At 48.6% G+C, this 20,781-nt stretch carries 21 protein-coding genes and 4 tRNA genes; 10 read left to right on the plus strand and 15 right to left on the minus strand.

Annotation, left to right across the window (positions count from 1 at the left end):
- Positions 1 to 143: 143 nt before the first annotated feature.
- The 3 genes from AC53GJ_RS16665 to AC53GJ_RS16675 all read right to left on the minus strand — a co-directional run bounded on the left by AC53GJ_RS16665 (position 144) and on the right by AC53GJ_RS16675 (position 6,690).
- Positions 144 to 3,761, minus strand: coding sequence for a leucine-rich repeat domain-containing protein (locus tag AC53GJ_RS16665; protein ID WP_496729404.1), 3,618 nt, complete (start codon positions 3,759 to 3,761; stop codon positions 144 to 146).
- A gap of 178 nt (positions 3,762 to 3,939) precedes the next feature.
- The gene (locus AC53GJ_RS16670; RefSeq protein WP_496729406.1) at positions 3,940 to 5,178 is read right to left on the minus strand and encodes an IS110 family RNA-guided transposase; all 1,239 of its coding nucleotides are present in this window, start codon (positions 5,176 to 5,178) and stop codon (positions 3,940 to 3,942) included.
- A gap of 561 nt (positions 5,179 to 5,739) precedes the next feature.
- Positions 5,740 to 6,690: a LysR family transcriptional regulator gene (locus AC53GJ_RS16675; RefSeq protein WP_496729408.1), complete on the minus strand. Its 951-nt coding sequence runs from the start codon at positions 6,688 to 6,690 to the stop codon at positions 5,740 to 5,742.
- 107 nt (positions 6,691 to 6,797) lie between these two features.
- On the opposite strand from AC53GJ_RS16675, the gene AC53GJ_RS16680 reads away from it, so the two are divergent.
- On the plus strand, positions 6,798 to 7,232 hold the full coding sequence (locus AC53GJ_RS16680) for a DMT family transporter (RefSeq protein WP_496729409.1): 435 nt from the start codon (positions 6,798 to 6,800) through the stop codon (positions 7,230 to 7,232).
- A gap of 23 nt (positions 7,233 to 7,255) precedes the next feature.
- Positions 7,256 to 7,735, plus strand: a complete 480-nt coding sequence (locus AC53GJ_RS16685) for a DMT family transporter (RefSeq protein WP_496729411.1) — start codon at positions 7,256 to 7,258, stop codon at positions 7,733 to 7,735.
- Positions 7,736 to 8,162: 427 nt separating this feature from the next.
- On the opposite strand, the gene AC53GJ_RS16690 is transcribed toward AC53GJ_RS16685, so the two are convergent.
- The 6 genes from AC53GJ_RS16690 to dnaQ form a co-directional block, all read right to left on the minus strand.
- A tRNA-Asp gene (locus AC53GJ_RS16690) sits at positions 8,163 to 8,239 on the minus strand.
- A gap of 54 nt (positions 8,240 to 8,293) precedes the next feature.
- Positions 8,294 to 8,370 (minus strand) — tRNA-Asp (locus AC53GJ_RS16695).
- A 26-nt stretch (positions 8,371 to 8,396) separates the two neighbouring features.
- Positions 8,397 to 8,473: transfer RNA gene (locus AC53GJ_RS16700), tRNA-Asp, on the minus strand.
- Positions 8,474 to 8,490: 17 nt separating this feature from the next.
- Positions 8,491 to 8,567, minus strand: a tRNA-Asp gene (locus AC53GJ_RS16705).
- Positions 8,568 to 8,674: 107 nt separating this feature from the next.
- A complete protein-coding gene (locus tag AC53GJ_RS16710; RefSeq protein WP_496729412.1) occupies positions 8,675 to 10,255 on the minus strand; it encodes a TIGR03503 family protein in 1,581 nt (526 codons plus the stop codon).
- Positions 10,243 to 10,950, minus strand: a complete 708-nt coding sequence (dnaQ, locus tag AC53GJ_RS16715; protein ID WP_496729414.1) for a DNA polymerase III subunit epsilon — start codon at positions 10,948 to 10,950, stop codon at positions 10,243 to 10,245. The genes AC53GJ_RS16710 and dnaQ overlap by 13 nt, the downstream gene beginning before the upstream one ends.
- Before the next feature lie 65 nt (positions 10,951 to 11,015).
- Here dnaQ and rnhA point away from each other — a divergent pair, with 65 nt between their 5' ends.
- On the plus strand, positions 11,016 to 11,483 hold the full coding sequence (gene rnhA, locus AC53GJ_RS16720) for a ribonuclease HI (protein ID WP_496729416.1): 468 nt from the start codon (positions 11,016 to 11,018) through the stop codon (positions 11,481 to 11,483).
- 83 nt (positions 11,484 to 11,566) lie between these two features.
- Here the strand turns inward: rnhA and AC53GJ_RS16725 are convergent, their stop codons facing one another.
- The 3 genes from AC53GJ_RS16725 to AC53GJ_RS16735 form a co-directional block, all read right to left on the minus strand.
- Positions 11,567 to 11,779, minus strand: coding sequence for a YgaP family membrane protein (locus AC53GJ_RS16725; protein ID WP_496729417.1), 213 nt, complete (start codon positions 11,777 to 11,779; stop codon positions 11,567 to 11,569).
- Between the two features lie 60 nt (positions 11,780 to 11,839).
- Positions 11,840 to 12,601, minus strand: coding sequence for a sulfite exporter TauE/SafE family protein (locus tag AC53GJ_RS16730; protein ID WP_496729419.1), 762 nt, complete (start codon positions 12,599 to 12,601; stop codon positions 11,840 to 11,842).
- 195 nt (positions 12,602 to 12,796) lie between these two features.
- Positions 12,797 to 13,345, minus strand: a complete 549-nt coding sequence (locus AC53GJ_RS16735; protein ID WP_496729421.1) for a glutathione peroxidase — start codon at positions 13,343 to 13,345, stop codon at positions 12,797 to 12,799.
- A gap of 261 nt (positions 13,346 to 13,606) precedes the next feature.
- On the opposite strand from AC53GJ_RS16735, the gene AC53GJ_RS16740 reads away from it, so the two are divergent.
- On the plus strand, positions 13,607 to 13,819 hold the full coding sequence (locus tag AC53GJ_RS16740; RefSeq protein ID WP_496729423.1) for a PA3496 family putative envelope integrity protein: 213 nt from the start codon (positions 13,607 to 13,609) through the stop codon (positions 13,817 to 13,819).
- A 95-nt stretch (positions 13,820 to 13,914) separates the two neighbouring features.
- On the opposite strand, the gene AC53GJ_RS16745 is transcribed toward AC53GJ_RS16740, so the two are convergent.
- From AC53GJ_RS16745 to AC53GJ_RS16755, 3 genes are read right to left on the minus strand one after another with little or no spacing between them, the layout of a single operon-like run.
- Positions 13,915 to 14,721, minus strand: a complete 807-nt coding sequence (locus tag AC53GJ_RS16745) for a DUF4198 domain-containing protein (RefSeq protein WP_496729425.1) — start codon at positions 14,719 to 14,721, stop codon at positions 13,915 to 13,917.
- 1 nt (position 14,722) lies between these two features.
- The gene (locus tag AC53GJ_RS16750) at positions 14,723 to 15,229 is read right to left on the minus strand and encodes a DUF2271 domain-containing protein (RefSeq protein ID WP_496729427.1); all 507 of its coding nucleotides are present in this window, start codon (positions 15,227 to 15,229) and stop codon (positions 14,723 to 14,725) included.
- 11 nt (positions 15,230 to 15,240) lie between these two features.
- Entirely contained in the window at positions 15,241 to 15,879 is a 639-nt protein-coding gene (locus tag AC53GJ_RS16755; RefSeq protein WP_496729429.1) for a PepSY-associated TM helix domain-containing protein, read from the minus strand.
- Between the two features lie 172 nt (positions 15,880 to 16,051).
- Here AC53GJ_RS16755 and AC53GJ_RS16760 point away from each other — a divergent pair, with 172 nt between their 5' ends.
- The 6 genes from AC53GJ_RS16760 to AC53GJ_RS16785 all read left to right on the plus strand — a co-directional run bounded on the left by AC53GJ_RS16760 (position 16,052) and on the right by AC53GJ_RS16785 (position 20,767).
- Positions 16,052 to 16,777, plus strand: a complete 726-nt coding sequence (locus AC53GJ_RS16760; protein ID WP_496729431.1) for a polyphosphate kinase 2 family protein — start codon at positions 16,052 to 16,054, stop codon at positions 16,775 to 16,777.
- Positions 16,778 to 16,947: 170 nt separating this feature from the next.
- Entirely contained in the window at positions 16,948 to 17,199 is a 252-nt protein-coding gene (locus AC53GJ_RS16765) for a twin-arginine translocase TatA/TatE family subunit (RefSeq protein WP_496732808.1), read from the plus strand.
- A 2-nt stretch (positions 17,200 to 17,201) separates the two neighbouring features.
- Entirely contained in the window at positions 17,202 to 17,651 is a 450-nt protein-coding gene (locus AC53GJ_RS16770) for a twin-arginine translocase TatA/TatE family subunit (protein WP_496729433.1), read from the plus strand.
- Complete coding sequence (gene tatC / locus AC53GJ_RS16775) at positions 17,651 to 18,442, plus strand: twin-arginine translocase subunit TatC (protein WP_496729435.1); 792 nt, start codon at positions 17,651 to 17,653, stop codon at positions 18,440 to 18,442. Before AC53GJ_RS16770 ends, tatC begins: the two co-directional genes overlap by 1 nt.
- Before the next feature lie 246 nt (positions 18,443 to 18,688).
- Positions 18,689 to 20,116: an alkaline phosphatase PhoX gene (locus AC53GJ_RS16780; protein WP_496729437.1), complete on the plus strand. Its 1,428-nt coding sequence runs from the start codon at positions 18,689 to 18,691 to the stop codon at positions 20,114 to 20,116.
- An 81-nt stretch (positions 20,117 to 20,197) separates the two neighbouring features.
- Positions 20,198 to 20,767 carry a hypothetical protein gene (locus AC53GJ_RS16785; protein WP_496729439.1) on the plus strand — a complete coding sequence of 190 codons (570 nt, stop codon included), beginning with the start codon at positions 20,198 to 20,200 and terminating at the stop codon, positions 20,765 to 20,767.
- Positions 20,768 to 20,781 lie beyond the last annotated feature (14 nt).

A 20,781-nucleotide genomic window follows, 5' to 3' on the forward strand; every position in this document is an offset into this window, starting at 1 on the left:
TTGCAACCTGCCCTTACCACGTGTTGCAAATCAATCGCATCGCCACTTTCATGGAAAGTACCACTTCAGCGGATAGTGGCTATGTGCCAAAAGCGGACAACTAGGAAATTACAATCTAAACGTCCCTGAGAGATTAATTAGAATTAGAATGCTATACCGCAGCCAGCTAAAAATGCTACGACTCTATTGCTCAGCTCTTTTCCTTTCTCAAGCAATTCAACTACTTCAGCGAAGCGTTCTAATGAGCCTTGGATGATGTGGCTGTTCGGCGTCACACGTTTCAGTTCCTCTTTAACGGATTCAAGGTAGGGTATGAGCGGATTTATACTATTATTTTTCGCTTCTTTTAGCAGATCGAGTAGCTCAGTGACTTCTGCTAATTTATCTGACCGCTCTTTATCATTTGAACCAATATTGATTGTGACGTCTGAATTATTAACATCTCCTAGGATTGCCCCTGGTGAATTAATGTTAGTTCTGTTCATATAAATGTGCTCCTCGTAAATAAAGTTAATGCTTCTTTGTTCGACAGACGGTGATTCTTTAACTGCCATACATTTAATGTCTAGTAAGTCATAGTAAACCATCCCGTGATGAGCTTTGCCGTCATTGTCTATTATGTGTTCGCTTAATAATGCAAACTTTTTAATATCATCGACCTGGCACCACCCTTTATCATTTAGCCGAATTTCCTCTTTGATGGGGGAGGCCACTTTGGTTTCCTCAATGGTCTTTATAACCCTGGGTAAGACTGTTTTAATGCCCCGACTATTACCCCAGAATGCCAGGTTAAGGTACTTGCCTTCCGTATTTGCAGTTATACTGCATTGAATGTTATCGCTAACAACATTGATACCTATGCCATTACGCCACCAGTAACTCTCTGAAGATAAGTGGCTGCATTGGACGATAATCCGCTCTATTGCTAGGCGATGTAGCCACGGGTAATACAGGCGGTATTCCATATAAGCACTATCTGAGGAAGGAACACCTTTGGGAGCATCGTTTGGCAGTAAGGCTGGCACAATAAATATTTGAGAAGCAAATTCCTTGTTTGAGTAGTCTACGAGACCAAATATCATTTGTGCTTGGAGCATAAAATCAACGAAGAGCGCTGTTTCTTCTGGCGAATATACGCTGTATATTTGCAAGAGTTGAATGCCTGTCACTTTTCCGTTTTGACCAAGAACTACCGCTCTAGGATTTCCCAAAATATCACTAATTTCAAACAATCGATATATAGCATTTAATGCCCAATTTTGGTCAATAAAAATCGTGTCACTAAAATGGCTTTCCCTGTAAAACACATCGCCGCATTGGTTCAAATATACTAATAATGTCTCAGCATGTAAGACTCCATGCTTTTGACACAAAGCTTCGAAATCGAACTTTTTTATTACCCCACCTTTTTCCTCAAGTGTTTTTCTGACTTTTCCCCAAGACCGAGGAATTCGAGTTTGAAGCTTACTCTGTGTCTTTATCAACTCAAGAATTGCAGTATTCAAAACATTTACATTTTCATAGTGCAAAGCGCTTATGCGTAAATGCAGTAACTTACAGTAAGGAAAGTCTTCTAGCGCTTCATTGTTAAGACCACGTGTATCGGCCACATCAATTTTATTTTTGACTACTATAACAGGGACATCCGTATTGTTTTCATAAACTAAATCCAGCCAATATCGAAGTGAGTGATTGTGCTCTGTCGTTTCTTCTTGTGTTGTTTCAGTCCATAACAGGCAATAAATTCCAGATTGCGATTGAAACAGACGGTGCGTGGCGTGATAAAGCTCCTGCCCACCAAAATCCCACATTTTTACAAGCCATTGAGTACCCGAAGAGTCTGTAACTTGCCAGTCTAACAACGAAATGCCAATGGTTGATTCATGCAGTGATTTACCAATCTGGGATTGACCATCTTTTAAAGCGTGAGCGAGAGTGGTTTTTCCAACTCGACCATTACCAAAAAACAATAACTTAAAGCGATTGTTTTCAAGAAACCCTGTTTGAAGAATCTCTGATTGGTAGGCTCGAAATTCGCCTATGTTATTTAAAAAAGCTTGAGGGATGTGTTTAATCGGATTGTTGTGACTTGTAAGTTTATTTAATTGAGTTAGATGCTGAACACATTCGAGGCTGGTGAGTTGGTTGTCACTACAGTCTAGCTCTGTCAACGCAGTAAGCTTTTCAACACCTTTGAGGCTGGTGAGTTGGTTCTTCCCGCACATAAGCGTTGTCAGCGCAGTAAGCTCTTCAACACCTTTGAGGCTGGTGAGTTGGTTATCGATGCAGATAAGCGTTGTCAGCGCAGTAAGCTCTTCAACACCCTTGAGGCTGGTGAGTCGGTTTCTAAAGCAGTTTAAGTATATCAACGCAGGAAACTTTTCGACACCGGCGAGGTTGGTGAGTTGACATTTCCAGCAGTCTAGTTCTCTCAGCGAGGTATGCTCTCCAACACTGGCGAGGCTCGTGATTTGGTTGTCATAGCACATAAGCGTTGTCAGCGAGGTAAGCTCTCCAACACCTTCGAGGCTGGTGAGTCGGTTACTCCAGCATTTTAGCCTTGTAAGCAAAGTAAGCTTTTCAACACCTTTGAGGCTGGTGAGTTGGTTGACACTACAGTCTAGATCTGTCAGCGAAGTAAGCTTTTCAACACCGGCGAGGCTGGTGAGTTGGTTGTTAGTACAGTCTAGCGTTGTCAGCGCAGTAAGCTTTTCAACACCTTTGAGGCTGGTGAGGGGGTTGTTCCCGCACCTGAGTTCTGTCAGTGCAGTAAGCTTTTCAACACCTTCGAGGCTGGTGAGTTGGTTGTTAAAGCATCTAAGATCTGTCAGCCGGGTAAGCTTTTCAACTCCGGCGAGGCTCTTTAGTTGGTTGACCCCGCAGTTCAGCAATGTCAGCGCGGTGAGCTTTTCAACACTGACGAGGCTCTTGAGTTGGTTGCTCCAGCAGCATAGCTCTGTCAGCGCATTAAGCTTTTCAACACCAGCGAGGCAGGTGAGTTGGTTGCTCGAGCATTTTAGCTTTGTCAGCGCAGTAAGCTTTTCAACACCAGCGAGGCTGGTGAGTTGGTTTTGTCCGCAGTATAGCTTTGTCAGCGCAGTAAGCTTTTCAACACCAGCGATGCTGGTGAGTTGGTTGTCACTACAGTCTAGCTCTGTCAGCGCAGTAAGCTCTTCAACACTGACGAGGCTCTTGAGTTGGTTGCTCCAGGAGTATAGCTCTGTCAGCGCAGTAAGCTTTTCAACACCAGCGAGGCTGGTGAGTTGGTTTTTTCCGCAGTATAGCTTTGTCAGCGCAGTAAGCTTTTCAACACCAGCGAGGCTGGTGAGTTGGTTGTCACTACAGTCTAGCTTTGTCAGCGCAGTAAGCTCTTCAACACTGACGAGGCTCTTGAGTTGGTTGCTCCAGCAGTATAGCTCTGTCAGCGCATTAAGCTTTTCAACACCAGAGAGGCAGGTGAGTTGGTTGCTCGAGCATTTTAGCTTTGTCAGCGCAGTAAGCTTTTCAACACCAGCGAGGCTGGTGAGTCGGTTGTCACTTAAGTCTAAATATGTTATCTGGTTAAGCCCCTGAATGTCGGCTGGCAAGTCAATAAGACCTAAGCCACGGAGACTTAAGGCTGTATCCTTTCGAGCAAAACAATCATTAATAAGACGTTTCACTTCCTCATGCATTATGTTTGGGTGCTCGCTTTTTGTATAAGGAATGCGATTTATATAGGTGTTTCTTATTAGAGCGTTAATTGAACTAGATATGCTCATTCATCTTGAAAGGTTATCCGTAAAAAAGAACAATGTAAATAGTGACTTATGTTGCATCTTGGATGCCTACAACAGATTCCACTTAGAACAATATGCTGAGTTATTTTGGAGCCGATGTTTTTAGTTAGTTAAAGGCGTGCCATGTCAGCTTCACGCCCTGAGACTTTCGACAAGCTTTTTATGCTTCCAATAAAGGCGACTTTCTATCCTTAAGCGCCTTTAAATACTTTGCTTCGTCGTAACAAGTCTTTGTCTTCCAGCAACGGTAGATAATCCTTATCCACTTAAAAGCCAATGCTCTGATCGCGGACTGATGGGACTTTCCTTTTGCTCGTTGGCTTTGATAGTACAGTTCTGCCCAGTAAGATGCCTGAACTGTTTTAGCGGCCCACTCTACAAACGTTTGCCTGACGAATTTGGCGCATTGCCATCGCCAATGAACCCACGATTTTTGACCACTTCGTTCGGTTACAGGGGCAATACCTGCGTAATTCTGAATTTCTTCAGCGCTGTTGAAGCGATTTCGATTGTCACCTAATGCCGCAAGCATCCGCGGGCCCATGCAGGGTCCCATACCTGGAAGTGATTTGAACAAGTCAGCGTCTGGCAAGGAGTCAAACAACTCATCAATTCGTTCGCTATATGTTTGGATCATCTCGACCACAACTTTGATTTGTGATGCCAATGCCGTTGCCATCAATGCATTGGCTTCGATGACACTATGGTCAGTGGTAAGTGGGATAGCACTAGTAATGCTAGCGACGCGCTGCTCTGTGTGTGGTACAGCGCGACCACCTTTGGCGTTGAGGAAGCGACGAATTGTATCGCTCTTTGCTCGTTTTAGTTGTTGCAAACTTGGCCAGCGAATTAGAAATTCACAGAACAGTGCGCTACCCCTGTGTGAGAACCACTCTAGCGGTTGTGGGTAATACTGCTTAAGCGTGTTGATTAACCGGTTCACAAAACGCCGTTTGTCTTCCACCAGTTGTCTGCGTTGTTCAACTAATTGCTGAAGCAAGCGGATTTGCGGATTACTGGGTTCAATGGGCTTGATCTTGTCTGGGTAGCGCAGCATCAAATCTAACGCTAGCTCGGCATCTTGTGGGTCATCTTTTGCGCCACTTGGCGAGAAGGCCTGGCGATAGCGAGCCAATGACAGAGCATGAACAGGAAAGACAGTGACAAATGGATACTTCTGAAGAGCGTACACTACTGGCCCTTTTTTTAACTCAAGCGCGACCGCTATCTTTCCTTTTACCTTTTTGTGCAAATCGTTGAGCCAGGTATCAAGTGCTTCCGGGGTATGTTCAATTACATGGAATGAGCGCTCACCATTTTTGAGCTGAACACACACATCGTGCTTTTTATCGGCCCAATCCAACCCTACATGGGCAGAATATTGATTTATCGTAGTCATAACCAACTCCTTTTCATTGAGGACTGGTATGCATTCCACGCTCTTCGAAAGAAATATAGCCAGCAGTATATGTGCATGCCCTGAGTATTCGTTTGCGAGCAGTGGAGCACTTACTGACTCGAAAGAAAAGCGGCGATCGTCGAATGATACTCGCTCAATATTCGTAGTCAGTAAGCGCATACCCTGAACCACTTCTAAGTGTAATATTCAGGGCGTGAAAGACTATAATTCGCTCATAGCTAACGCTCAATTAACTGGATGATTGCTGAAACTGGTGGTTACATGAAAGTGCAACTGGCGGTAAGCATCCAGTGATCGTGGTGGTAAATTGGGGTGACGTTTTACAATCAAACCGGTAACGCTAAAAAAAACCAGCACCAGGCTGGTTAATTTTTTTATTCAATTAGCGTTAGTCAATTTACCGGGCTCTTTCGTCTACCATCAGGCTGACCCCAACACAGACCAGGGTTCAAGAGCATTCGTTGAGCAAGTTATCTTTATCAGCGTTAGATAGCTGAATCAAGATAGACTTATCAGCTGTTTTCATCAAAATACAGTGCTTTACTCCAACTGCCAATAAAGAGGCGAGCCATAGACTGCAATAAAATAGTCAATCAGCACACGAACATTCAACGGTGGATGGCGAACATGAGGGTAAATAGCCGCTATACACTGCGGCTGCGTTTTAATAGCAGCTTCATAGTCGGGTAATACTCGGATCAGCTTGCCTTGTTTCAGGCTGTCGCCAATCAGCCAGTCAGGAAACAGCACCAGCCCCATACCTGTTAGCGCTGCGGTAAATAAGCTGTCGGCATTGTTGGACGTTAAAATTGCGTTGACTGGTAAATGAACCCAACTGGTTTGTTTTTCTTTGGCTTGGACTTCCCTAAAAAGCCAGCGATTTGGCCCTGAAGAGCCGCGATACACCAAGGCCTGATGCTGTAGAAGATCGGCCGGTGTTTTGGGTTCGCCGTATTTGTTGATATAGTCAGGCGATGCCGCCAGATAATAAGTTTGGTTTCCGATAACCCGCGCATGAAAAGAGGAATCCGCCAAAGCACCAATACGGAAAATCAGGTCGGCCGCTTCACGGTGAGGGTCAATAAAATCGTCGGTTAGACTCAGTTCTATTTGTAGTTTTGGGTATCTGTTGCTTAATTCGGCTAACCAGGGTGCTATATGTTTCTGGCCAAAAAATACCGGCGCATTAACCCGAACCACACCTGCTGGCTGCTGTGTTTTATCCTGCAACTCTTTTTGCGCTGCAGTTAACTGCTCTGCCATGGTTCGCGCATAGTCCGCAAAAATCCGCCCCGCTTCTGTTGGCATCACAGCCCTGGTATTGCGATAAAACAATTGTTGACCCAGTGCATCTTCTAATTGCTGCACAGAACGCGACACCATAGAAGCAGACACCCCTTCCCTTCGCGCCACTCTTGAAAAACTCTGTGCATCAAACACGCTGATAAAAAACAGCAGATTTCTGATACTAATTGCATTTAAGTCATTCATTCGTGCAAATCCTGCAAAAGTAATTTCTGGATTATAGCGTTTTTCGCAATCAAGCACTGCTATATGCTGCGCTGCTTGAATTAACCTCTGAGTCGTGGAGAAAAGTTATGCAGTTGTTGTTATTGCTACTGGTGGTGGCAGGTGGCATGGGATTGTCGGTGGAGGCAGGTTTACTAGGGCCATTGGGGCTTGAAGTGGGTAAGTTATGGGCCACCTTCAGTATTTTTGCTGTGGGTGCCGCCATCACTTTTATGTTGATGCTGTTTTTTAGCCCACGTAACAGTCCGTCTTTTTTTAGCCAGCCGTCATGGCAACTGCTCGGTGGCGTATTAGGGCCTGTCTATGTGGTTATTCTGACTGTTGCGGTGCCCATTATTGGTATAGCTATGACTATGGTCGGCATTTTGGCCGGTCAGGTGTTTAAAAGCCTGCTCATTGATCACTATGGCTGGTTTGGTGTGCCGCACCGCAGGATGGATACCAAACGTCTGCTCGCACTTTTTTTCATTGTGATTGCATTGGTATTAATGGCCAACAGCTAATAATCAAACTCTAAGGAAAAACCATGACCATTTTAATGATTATCCTGGCTGTGCTTGCCGGCTCGGTCTTAAGTATTCAGGCCGCTATTAATGGCCGTTTGGGCACTCAGGTCGGCGTGTTTCACTGTGCTTTTTTAACCTTTGCGTTAGGCGCATTAATCACGGCTTTATTGATCTTTTTCTTTGAACCTAAATACAGCGTCACTTTGCTGGATGTGCCTAAATGGCAATTACTGGGCGCGCTACTGGGTGTGCCTTACATCTTGATTATGGTGCTGGCAGTGCAGCGTATTGGCACAGCTATAGCCACTGTTGCGGTAATTTTTGGTCAGTTGACGATGAGTATGTTGATTGATCATTTTGGCTGGCTGGGCAACAGCGCCATGCCACTTTCAGAACAGCGGCTTGGCGCTATTGTATGTTTGGGTAGCGCACTATGTTTTATTTATAGCAGCGGCAAAACTAACGAAGCTAAGCCAAGCAACAACTTAGCTTCTGAATAAACGAAGCAGCAAAATCAGGATGAAAAAGCAGCTACTTAGTTTGTGGCTGCTTTTAAAACCGCTGGTGAACAGGCTGCAGGCCCTGAATATGTGGCGCTCATATAACAATGATTGCCAGAAACATCGAATTATTATGGCTGCAAGTAGACACAGTCTTTCTGCTATTTTTGAAAATGTAAATCATTGACTTGCTGTGGTGGGCCGGGCGGATTTTATAATTATTCGCAAAAAAACTTGCACGCTGGTTGGAGGAAGAACTGTGTCCAGGCTGACACCCAGCCTATGTATAGAAACACCCAGCATGACAGGCCGGTTTGTTTCACAAAGAGTAACCAACTGAACTATCTTCGCCAGACGGCCACATTCAACAATAAAAAAAACCAGCACTAGGCTGGTTGATTTCTTTACTAAATTAGTTTTAGTAAAGTGGCGGAGCGGACGGGACTCGAACCCGCGACCCCCGGCGTGACAGGCCGGTATTCTAACCGACTGAACTACCGCTCCGCGCTGGAGTGAGCTTGCGCTCTTTGGCATTTGCCTTGCGGCTACTTTCTGAAGTGGCGGAGCGGACGGGACTCGAACCCGCGACCCCCGGCGTGACAGGCCGGTATTCTAACCGACTGAACTACCGCTCCGGAATCAGAAAGCGTTTTCGACGTAGTGGCGGAGCGGACGGGACTCGAACCCGCGACCCCCGGCGTGACAGGCCGGTATTCTAACCGACTGAACTACCGCTCCGGTGTACATCGAAAAATTGGCGGAGCGGACGGGACTCGAACCCGCGACCCCCGGCGTGACAGGCCGGTATTCTAACCGACTGAACTACCGCTCCGCGCCAAGCAATACAGCATTTTCAATTGGGTATGCTGCGTTGCGGAGCGAATAATACGGATCCACGGATAGGCCGTCAACACCTTTTTTGGTGCATTTGGCTATTCCTTAATCATCCGGTAACGAAAGGTCTAAAATTTCATCACGCTTGCCGTTTTTTTGCGCTGTTGCACTGTTTTGTGTCGCAGCGGGCGGCATCTTCATTTCAGTCGCACTGGCATTTTTGCCTTTCAGCAACAGTTTAGGATTCAGTTTCGCCAGGATCATGGTCAGCATCGTTTTGGCTTGATCATTCATCAGCACCAGAATAAAGCCACCACCAAGCAGCAGGATCAGCAGATTCACACCAATCACCAAACCAACTGGAAATGGTTCCGGTTCAGGCGCAACGGCTTGCTCAGCTAATGCAGTGACAGAACCGGCGGATTTATCTTTCACCAGGATCACCTGCGAGGTGCCGCTGCCATCCGTTGCGGCCGCAGGGGCTGCGGCTATTTCCGGCACTGCCACTTTCTGGCCAACAGCAGCAAAGGTCACTTCCGGCAAACTCAGCACAAAATCGCGACCCGCCACGGTTTTACCAAACATGGTATTTTCCACCCGGTAAGTGCCAATCCCGGCATTGGCAATGCCAAGAGTACGTTTAACCCCAGGTTGTTCGCCAATGGTATAACTTTGCACTTCGCCATTCGGGAAACGGATGCGGCCTTGTAAGGCAATGGAATCGCCTTGCACGACATCGACTGCCACCAGATAGCTCAGTTGATGTTTATCAGCCTCGCTAAAAGATTCTACCACTTCGGTTTTGACCGGAGCACGCGCAATCACCACCGGATCCTGCAACAACTCACGGGTATAAAGCGGAGTTTTCACAATATATTTCGGGATCCACTCGCCAGCGGGCATATCCAGTTTAAATTCACCGGTAAAGATGGCATCCCTGGCGCGTTCATCATAGTTTTTACCATCATCACGAAACGAGGTAAATTCGAGCACTGTCTGGTTAAAGTTATCGTATTGCTCTTTTTGCGTGCTGATCAGTAATACGTCCAGTTGCAGCACATCACGAAAATCGCGGGCATTAATTAACTGGCCGTTATTGGTGAGCCGCGCTGTCACTTTTAAGGTTTCACCAGCCATCATATCTTTTGGCAAGGGGTCGACCACCAGATCGATATCGGTCAGCACCATGATCCGGCTTTCCGGTAAAATCTCACCGACGGCTTGCCAGGGGCCTGGCGTCGGTTTTTTCATTTTAATCAGATCATAGGTTTTATCGTCATGCCATTCCATCTGCTGTTCTTTTGCCGTGCGGGCATACACTTTGCTGCCATCCGGTTTCACCAGCACCACCGAAGGGCTACCTTTTTTGCGGAAAAAAATCAGCGTAATTTCTTCCACCGCTTCATCAATGCGGAATCTGTTATCCAGCAGTGGAATTTGATTGGAAGCTGAAACCGGCGGCAGTTCAGTTAAACCCAGACTTGATTCAGCCTGGACTAGCGTGGGTGCTGTGCTGTCAGCCGGGTCAGACTTGTCAGCAACAGCTGTGGTTGCTTTCGCAGGCTCTGCCGTTTGCTGCGCCTGCAGCGGCGCTGCCAGCCAGCAAAAAGTGCAGAGCCAGAATAACCAAGCCCATTTGCCTGCCGTCAGTTGATGCCGACCGCCGCCAACCGTTAATTGCGCCACAAACAGCTCCCACCTTTTTTCTGCACCAGATCCAGTCGTTTTTCATGAGCAGCCAGTTCTTCAGCCGAAGCGGCTATCACCCGCAAGGCGCCGCGCCGGACCAGCCCTTGTTGCTGCTGTTGTTGCTGTTGTTCGGCATTGTCCTGATGCGACGCCAGATTCAGACTGACCTGACCGCCGGTCATCGCCAGATAAACATCGGCCAGGATCTCAGCATCGAGTAATGCACCGTGGAAAGTCCGGTGACTGTTATTGACGTCGTAACGACGACACAGCGCGTCTAAGTTATTTTTCTGGCCTGGGTGCAGATCACGCGCCATTTTCAGCGTGTCCAGCACAGTACAAATACTTTCCACCGGCGGTAGGGCTGGATTGAGCAGCCCAAACTCGTGATTAATAAAACCGATATCAAAGGCGGCGTTATGGATCACCAACTCAGCGCCCTGAATATAATCAAAAAACTCGCGGGCAATTTCCCGAAAGCGCGGTTTATCGGCAACAAACTCATTGGTAATGCCGTGTATGTTGATAACTTCCTGATCCATAAAACGATCAGGGTTGATATACACATGAAAGTTCTGGCCGGTTAACCGGCGGTTGAACATCTCCACACAGCCGATTTCGACAATGCGGTGGCCTTCCTGCGGGTTAATACCTGTGGTCTCGGTATCAAGAATAATCTGTCGTTTTGCCATCTTGGTTTCGTTTTTCTGCGCTTTTGCGTTAGATTATACGCCGTTTAAGCGGGTGGGAAGTGTTGATGCGTAAAACTGTGGCGATCTTTACCGATGGTTCTTGTCTGGGCAATCCGGGTCCTGGCGGTTATGGAGCTGTATTGAAATACAAACAACATCTGAAAGAGCTCAGCGGCGGTTTCAGTTTGACCACCAACAACCGGATGGAATTGATGGCAGCCATAGTGGCGCTGGAGAGTCTGACCGAGGATTGTGACGTGGTGCTGACCACGGATAGTCAGTATGTCCGGCTCGGCATCACCCAATGGCTGAAAAACTGGAAACGAAATAACTGGCGCACCAGCCAAAAAGAACCAGTCAAAAACAAAGATTTATGGCAGCGGTTAGATGCCGCCAGCCAGCGCCATCAGATTGATTGGCGTTGGGTGAAAGGCCACGCCGGCCATCCGGAAAATGAACGCTGTGACGAACTGGCCAGAGTCGCCGCCAGCGACAAACCCAGCACACCAGACAGCGGTTTTAGCGCGGATTAGCAACAGCCTCAGCTTGTGGCAGGCCACACTGGCAGGCCACACTGGCACGCCACAAGCTGATGCAAAACACCGGATAAAAATGCTCAAGCTCTGGCTTTTTCTGCTTCTGTTGGCAAACCCAGCACTTTTTTCAGCACTATGGCCGCCGGACAAAAACCGGTAAAAGCACTTTGCAACAAGTTGGCACCGACAAACAACGTCAGCCAGACAAAATTCGGATCGAGCCACAACGTCAGCGCGACCGAAAGCAGGACCATAAAACCGGCAAATGCCATTATTGCACGTTCAACTGTCATATCCACCTCACTTAAGAATTAACTAATATAAAGATCAACAAAATGCCCTTGTCTGCGTTGTTAAGCCCGCAATACAGTTTTTAGCAATAGCAGAAGCGCTAGCATCAGCAATAACAACGCAAACCCCCTGCGCAGCAACATCTGTGGTAAGCGCTCACTAAAGCTCAGCGCCAGCAAACTGCCAAGGGCCCCTATCCCGCCAATCATCCCAATCAGCGCCAGATCCGGCTGCTGACCAAGCTGCTGTAAGTGCAGATAATGAGTGACAAAACCACTGCTGCTTTGCAACACAATCAGCGCCAGACTACAGCCTATCGCTGCAGGCACCGTCAGGCTGGTGAATGCCAGTAACAGTGGCACAATCAGAAAACCACCACCGACACCAATCAAACCTGTGACGCAGCCCAATCCGGCACCGACCAACAACAGCTGCCAGCTTCGCCGCAGTGGAAAAGACCAGAGTTGCTGTCGCCACATATTGATGGCACTGGCAGCCATCAGCACTGCCAGCAGTGCCAGTTGCCAGCGACTGTCCAGCCACTGACTGGCAACACCACCCGCCCAGGCACCAAGGATCCCCGGCACAGCTAACTTAGCCAGTAAAGCCCAGCGCAGATGGCCACGCCAGATATAAGGCAACAAAGCCATGGCACTGATCAACGCAACTATCCCCAGCGCAGTCGCAATCGCCACTTTCTCTGGTAAATGCAGCAAATACAGCAACACCGGCACTGTCAGAATAGAGCCGCCGGAGCCAAATAAACCCAGTGCCAAGCCAATCAGCAGTGCACAAAGCAATGTCAGCGTTAGCTCCATCTGCATCTCTTATTCAATTGAGGAATATGCTAATAACTAAATGAGATATTAGACCTGCCGCCGGTCTGATGCAAGCACCCAATGGCGTAATCCATCGAAGGATTGTGCTGAAGGTTGTAACAACAGCCCAACAGCGAGTTGGCGCTGAAAAAACAAAAAGCCCGACAGGCGGGCTTTTTCTGGTTGGCATGCAATAGGTGATTATTGCGCCAGCATTTTTTCAACTTCAGCAATAAAGCCTGCATCCATTGGGCTGACTTTGCTGCCAAAATGCTGCACTGTCTGCTCATTTTTGCTGACTAAATATTTATTGAAGTTCCAGGATGGTTTTTCGCCGGTTTTGGCAATCAAGGCTTTAAACACCGGATTGGCGTCTGAACCACGGACAGCGCTGGTGGAAAACATCGGGAATTTCACACCATAATTGATATAACAGACTTCAGCGGTTTTGCCTTCGTCATCATGCTCCTGCATAAAATCATCCGAAGGGAATCCCAACACCACCAGACCTTTGTCGGCATATTTTTCCTGCAACGCCTGCAGTTCTTTAAATTGCGGAGTAAAACCACATTTACTGGCGGTGTTGACGATCAGCAGGGTTTTATCTTTAAACTGCTCACACAGATCAACAGTTTCTTTGCTGCGCAACTGCTGCATAGAGTGACTTAAAATGTCACCACATTGATTGGCCTGTACCAGCGCACTTTGTCCTGCCAACATCACACTTAATCCTAATATCCAATGACGCATCTCAGTTCTCCTATTGGGGGCCGTGCTGGTTACGGTCAAGCTGTCACAGCGGATCGCAAAATTCGCCGTGAAAATGAGCAGACAATCAGCCAAATTGGCCATCACCATAGCTGAAGTCAGGCTGAATATCCAAAGAACTGCGATAGATGGCAATCACTTAGCGCTTAATCAAGTAAAATTTATCGTGACAATAAAAATAAATCGCTTTAGTGTGGAAATATTTAACGCTACAACAAGTTCGCGCAACAAGATAAAAAATCCATGGAAGTAATAAAAATGGCAGAAATGATCGTTGGGGACTACGACACTGCAGATCTTGCAGCAGAGTTGAAACTAAGTAAGGCAAGCAGCAAAGAAAGTAAAAATAAACATAAGCTTGAAGCCAGACGCAAAATCGATGATTTACTGGAACAAAAGCGCTTACGCCGTTTGCTGGATTTGGACGACGAAGACGACCTGGGAATTGATTATTGATCCTTTGGCAAAAAAAGGCCGGTAAATAAAATTACCGGCTTTTTTAACAAACGACTGCTCAGCTTGATGCTCAACCAGCCATTGCCTGCAGAGGATTAAGGTAAAGCCGCTTCAAAACTTACGGTAAAACCTTCCCGCACTTTATCCGCCAGTTCAGACTTACTGTCCGCCTGATAAGAGGCTTCTAACAGATAACGACCCGCCTCCGGCGCTGTGAAGACAAACTTACCACTGGCATCTGTGCTGTGGTGGACACGGCCAGGTTCATTCCGGTACAGCTCGCCATCACGGGACAGGTCCAGTTCAACGCCTTTCGCTGGTTTGCCATCCATCAATAAAGTCACAGTCACTTCCTCACCAGCAACAATATCAGCCGGGTGACGGTCAAACTGGAATTCGAGGCCCTGATTGCTCAGCTTTAACACAGTTTCAGACGGCTTATTCACAGTCACAAAAGCCATGGCACGGCTGCGACCTTGGGTGGTGACCACTTTTTCTGCGCCGGCTGGCAATTTCGCTGCCCGCTCCTGCTTATTGGCCATCAACCGTTCGCGTTCACCTTTTAATTCATAGCTGGTGAAATAACGGACGCCATTACCCAGTTCCAGTAAATAAGTCCCTTCTTTGGCCAATTCGACATCGGCCTGCGATTTGCGTTTACCTTGATACACAGCGCCTGGTTTGACTTTGCTGCCATCTGGCAGATAGACATGAAAGGCGTCCAGTGGGATGCCTTTATCGGCCTGGAAAGTCATGTTAGAGGCAGAAACATCCACACTCACCCAACCACCGGTTTTTGACTGGACATAATGAGATGGCACCACAGTCAGCGTATGCGCAGCCACTTGGGCGGCAAACAGGGAAACCAATAAACCTAAAGCGGATTTTTTCGCCAGCGACATATTATTTTGCTCCTTTGGTTAAATGGACAGCGCCAATTTCGCTGCCGGCTTTGATCTGAATATCTACTGCTGAGCCATCCCAGGCAAAAGCTTGTTTCACCAGATTACGACCGCCGTGTTCACGTGCCGCTTCCAGCACCAACTGATATTGACCTGGTGCTACAGCTTTGCCGTCATTGTCTAAACCATCCCAGCTCAGACTATATTGACCCGGGCCTTTGGTGGCGCCAGTCCGGGCATCGACCAGCGCCTGATCAGCACGGCCGGTTTTGCGCCAGAAGCGACGTAAATCTTTGATCCAATCTGGTTTTTCCCGCCAGATTTCCAGCAAACGTACCGGTTTTTCCTTGGCATCTTCAACCCAGACCGCGACATAAGGCCGATGATAAGGGCCGTGTTCCGGTTTAGGTAACTCCAGCTTAATCAGCAGCGTATCTGCCGCCAGCACGGACGTTGTGACCAAGCTGCAACCCAGCATCAGCGCTGCGCCAATCCGATGTAACTTCATGTTTTCCTCATTCAGTGCAAAGCGGCCAGATAGGCCAGTAACAACACAATCAGACCGGCAATCGCGGTATTGACGCCACTGCGTCTTCGCGACGGTTGCCGCCATAACAGATAAAAACCGGTCAGACCAAACAGCAGACATGCCACGGCTGTCACGTCAATCAGCCATTTCCAGCTGGTGCCGGCATAACGGCCTTTATGTAAATCGTTGAAGAGCGCCAGGGTGCCAGCAAATTCGGTACTGAGTTCGACTTGACCGCTGTCGAGTTCAATCACGGCGTTGCTGTAACCGGCTGGTCTTTTAAAATCCAGCTCTAACAGTTGTTCGTCCGGCTCAAAACTAAAATTAAAGACCGCGCCTTCCACCTGATGCTGCTGGCGTAACCAGGCGGCTATTTTGCCGGCCTGAGTAGCTTGTTGCAGCGCATCGTCTGTCCACTCCAGTTGTTGCAAGGCGTCGGGCAATTGCAATTGCTGTTGCGCACTGCTGGCACCCCAGGCACTTTGCCAGTCAGGATGATTCAGCGTGATGCCGGTCGCGGCAAAAAACAGCAGCAGGATCAACACCAACATCGAACTATAAATATGGATAAGCCGCATCCATTTACTGAAACGGGCTTTGGCCGGGCTGGTTGCTTGTACTGCTTTCATCGTCTGACTGCTTCTGGCTTGATATAGCGATCTTACTGAGAATCTTTCTCATTAGCAATCCAGTTCAGTCGTTTTTCACCGCTCTTTACCTGATCTTTACCTTGCGCCAGCGCAACATAAGTCATAGCAAAGCCGGTTATACTGCTGTCATCGCTATGTTTTATCGGAGCAGATGATGGACAAAAAAGCTGAGCTGGTCGCGTTACAACATCAGCTGGCGCTATTGCAACAAGCGATGGGCCGGCAACAACAAAGCACTATTCTGGTGCTGGAAGGACCGGATGCAGCCGGCAAAGGTGGCATTATCCGCCGGATAGGCTGGTGTCTGGACCCACGCTGGCTGCATGTCTGGCCGATCAGTGCGCCGGATGCCGCAGAGCAGCAACAACATTGGCTGCAGCGCTTCTGGCAACGGGTACCGGCACGTGGCCACTTTGCGATTTTTGACCGTTCCTGGTATGGCAGAGTGTTGGTCGAGCGCGTGGAAGGTTTTTGCCCGCCAGCGGCCTGGCAACGGGCTTATCAGCAAATCAACCAGTTTGAACAATGCTTGCTGGATGAAGGGATCAAGCTGGTGAAAATCTGGCTGGATATTTCCGAGCAGGAGCAACTGCAGCGTTTCCGGCAACGTTTTGACGATCCGGCCAAAGGCTGGAAACTCACCGCCGAAGATTTGCGCAACCGCGCCCGCTGGCCCGATTATCAAACCGCTCGTACTGAAATGCTACAGCACACCAGTACCAAAGATGCGCCCTGGCATCTGATTGATGCCAACCAGAAACAGCAGGCACGGCTGGATTGTTTTAATTTGCTGCTGACACAGCTAAGGCCAGGCGTCGATTTAACCACCCCGCCCCAACCGGAATTTCTGCGTCAGTTTTTTGCTGATACCGAATAAACCCGTCGCAACAGCCCGCAATATCACAACGCAGTCAGATTGACTGGTAACAGCCAGCAATCTGACTGACAACCGCAAGTCCCCGTCTGCTGTTGCCAATTGTTCATTTTTCAGTCACACAACCGCAATACCGGCACTGCAGCATATCAGGCAGGATTAATTTGGAATTGATGATGATGAGTCTGAGTATCTGGCAAATTTTACTGGTGGTGGTGCTGTTTATTCTGTTATTTGGTCGTGGCCGTATCCCGGCGCTGATGACGGACTTAGCAGCCGGTATTCGCAGCTTCAAGCAAGGCATTGCCGAGCCCGAAAGCACGCCGGCATCCCCCGATACCCACAATGAAACGACGGTGCTGAAGGATACCACCACAGCGCCCGTCACTCCGGCTGCGGTAGATCATCGCGACAGACCGGTCTGATCATGTTTGAATTAAGCTGGGCTGAGTTACTGCTGGTGGCGGTATTGGCATTGTTGATCATTGGGCCAAAAGATTTGCCGGTGTTGTTTCGCAATCTGGCTAAAGTGGTGGCTCAAGGTCAGCGCTTATGGCGCAAGTTATTGCTGAGTATGCAACAATTAGAGCGTGAAGTGAGTCAGAGCCCCCCTGCGGCCAGCAACGAAGACTGGCAACAATGGCTGCCGGAACAGCTGCGGCATTTACCCGCCGATTATTTACCTGGTTCGATGACGGCAGAACAGCATGCCGCCCGTCAGGCTGAACAACAACGCTTGCTAGAGCAAGCCCGACAGCAGCTACATACCGAACAGAGCGCTGCATTGCCGCCACCCCAAAGTGCCGGGCCGGCGGCGATAGCCGACAGCCCTGGAGTAGCGCCAGCCGCAGTCGCTCAACAGCACAGGAGTTTGTGATGACATCTGCACAGGCTAAAGCACCGATACTGAACCATCTGACTGAATTACGCCGTCGTTTGTTATATTGCCTGGCATTTTTCAGTCTGGCTTTTTTATTGTCTTATCAGTATGCTGGCGTTATTTATCAGTTTTTACAACAGCCTTTACTGGATATTTTTGGCGCCGACAGTGGCCGCAGAATGATTTATACCGCCTTGCATGAAGCCTTTTTTACCTATCTGAAACTGGCCTTTTTCAGTGCTTTATTCTTTACCCTGCCGTTGTTACTGATCCAATGCTGGCGTTTTCTGACCCCAGGTTTATACGCCCATGAACGGCAGGGCATACAACTGTTGTTTTGGTTAACCCCGCTGCTGTTTTTACTCGGCGCTGCGATGGCGTTTTATCTGGTGATGCCACTGGCCTGGCAATTTTTTATCAGTTTTGAACAAACTGGCGCTGAGGCGACGCTAGCGGTGGCGCTGGAGGCGAAAATCAGCGAGTATCTGACGCTGGTCATCCAACTCATTTTAGCATTTGGCCTTTGTTTCGAGTTACCGATTTTATTACTGGTGCTGGCCAAAGCCGGACTGGTCAGTGCCATGCAATTGGCACAATATCGTCGTCATGCCATTGTGCTGCTGTTTTTAGTGGCGGCCCTGTTAACGCCACCCGATCTGATTTCGCAAATTGCCCTTGGTGTGCCCCTGGTATTGTTATACGAGTTGTCGATTTGGCTGATCCGCTGGACTGCTTCCGATCAAATAGCCCAACAACGTGCCGCCAGACGCGCTGCCGCAGAGTTATAATTTTATCCCCGCGCTGCTGGCTGCAGCTTTAACTTGCACTGCAGCCATGCATCTGACTTGCGCAGCAGTGTTAGACCAAAAGTCTGCACTTGTCACAAGCTGTTCATTTTTTAATCAAACAGCTGTCATTTCAATTCCTTAGTCTGGTTTGGCTGCGCGCAAGCCAACGCGGCCAAACCCAAAGTAAAAATAATCCCCTGAAAAAACAACGCAGCCCAGGCTGCACTAAAAAACAGGTATAAAAAAATGACTGATCATTTAACTGCAGGCGCTGAACACGAACTCCAAGTCAATCGCCGTGATTTTATTAAAGGCACTGGCGTTGTTGCCGCCAGTACTGCTTTTGCCATGCTGGCCAGCAAAGCTGCAGCCGCCAGCCTGCCTTACTCAGATTCCTATGGCCCACTGAGCGTGAAAGCCTGTAAAGCGACAGGTTTAAATTTACTGGCATTACCTGAAGGTTTTGAATATACCTCATTTGGCTGGACTGGCTCTGTCCAGTCCGATGGTCAGCCAACCCCAGGCCTGCACGACGGTATGGGAGTCGCAGCAGCCAAAGGCAATGTAATTTGTCTGGTCCGCAACCATGAACAGGGCAGCAGCGGCCATACTTCAGCCCCACGTGGTGGTCGCGGTGTCTACAACAGCGCGCAGCGTGGTGGCACCACCAATGTGTTATTTGATGTACTACAAGGTAAATTCTTATCTTCTTACAATAGCTTAGGCGGTACTATCCGCAATTGCGCTGGCGGTAGCACCCCATGGGGCAGCTGGTTATCCTGTGAAGAAACCTATCAGACGGCGCAAGGCAAGTTGCATGGTTATGTGTTTGAAGTTCCGGGTTTTGGTATTTCCGATGGCAAACCTATTCGCGAAATGGGCCGGTTTTCGCATGAGGCCGCCGCTGTCGATCCAGCCACTGGCATCGTTTATCAGACCGAAGATACCGGCAGCAGTGCTTTTTACAAATTTGAACCAGCCGGTGCCTGGGGCGATTTACGCTCCGGTGGTAAATTATATGCCATGGTGCTCAATGCCAGCTCTAGGGTCGATCTGCGTGGCGGCCTGGCCGATGGCAGCAGTTGGGATGTCAGTTGGCAGGAAATTGCCGATCCGGATGCCATCAATCAAAGTTGCTACAACCAGGCTTACAACGCCGCCATCATTGCCCGTGGTGAAGGCTGCTGGTACGACGACGGCAAAATTTATTTTGTCTCAACCTCCGGCGGTGCCGCTCGGATGGGCCAGGTATTCTGCTACGACCCACGCCAGGAGTTACTGACACTGGTATTTGAATCCAAAGGCCGTCATCAGGTCGATGGGCCGGACAATATCGCGGTCAGTCCACGCGGCAATTTATTGATGTGTGAAGACGGCGGCTCTAATCCAAAACGGTTAGTCGGTCTGACGCTGGCAGGAGAAACTTTCCTGTTTGCTGAAAACCGCATGGCGATGGATAAAGGCGATTTGGCCAAAGTAGATGCAGTTTATCCGGGTACTCAGGCCAATTTCCAAACCACAGTGGGCAATTCAGTCGACGGCAGCGCCAGACGCAGCATGAGTGGCAACGAATGGTGTGGCGCCTGTTTTTATGGCCGCTGGCTGTTTGTCAATCTGCAAACCCCGGGCGTGACTTTTGCCATCACCGGCCCTTGGGAAAAAGGTGCGCTTTAACCCAGCCTTTGACACAATTTTTGCGCTCAGTTTCTGCCTGCGAACCGCAGCCACTGAGCAGTCGCAATGTTATGGAGTTTTATGATGAATTTAATCAAATCAGTCTGTAGTACCCTCTTGCTCGTCGGTACATTATTGTATGGACAAACAGCGCAAGCTGGTATTATTCAAACCAATGCCAGCGCCTCAGTACAGTCCATAGTGACTGCTGACAATGGCTGGACCAATAACTTTGGTAACGGTGAAGTGGATTTCTGGTGGTTTGAACTGACGCAGGACAGCTGGTTTTCCGCCTCCATCCTGGCGGATATAGTGTTCGGACTGAGTCTGTATAGCGGTCAGGTGCAGCAAGACCCTGGCATGTTGTTCAGCAATTTTTCCGATTTTAGCGGTTTTGCCGGCGAAAACTTAACTTATCTGACCGGTACTGATCCATTTACCCCTTTGTCTGGCGGTAGTCTGGACAAAATACTGCTCAAAAGTGGCGTGTATACGCTGGCAGTCGGTGGTAATGACATCGGTTTTGACCCCATTGGCCAATATAATTATCAATTAGCGCTGCAAAGCTCTGCGCTGCAACAAGTACCAGCACCTGCCCCCGCGATGTTGTTGGCACTAGCTCTGGCCGGACTTATGCTCCGTCGGCGCTAATGTCAGGAGGATCT

The organism is Rheinheimera sp. B2H12 (assembly GCF_059620065.1).